The organism is Carboxydocella sp. JDF658 (assembly GCF_002049395.1).
In the GTDB taxonomy this organism is placed as follows: domain Bacteria; phylum Bacillota.
In genome coordinates, this window is record NZ_BDLR01000212.1 from 1 (window position 1) to 213 (window position 213).

A 213-nucleotide genomic window follows, 5' to 3' on the forward strand; every position below is an offset into this window, starting at 1 on the left:
GTGCCGCCATTTTTCACGGGCGGCCCGGCCCTGGCAGACCTTTTCCCACAGCCTTCTGCCCCCAAAGACTACCTCTGGTATTGTCCCCTTCTCCTGGTAATCCTTCAGTTCAGCCAGCCTTTTTGCGAGTGAAACCACCCGCTTGTTCCGCCCCTTGACTGCCAGGCGGAGCTTTTCAATAACTTCTGAAGCAGCCCCCTTTTCCTCTGCCTT

1 pseudogene is annotated in these 213 nt (G+C 56.8%); it reads right to left on the reverse strand.

Features of this window, described 5'->3' with window-relative positions:
- Positions 1-213: pseudogene (locus JDF658_RS13860) on the reverse strand (IS200/IS605 family accessory protein TnpB-related protein); the annotation flags it as partial.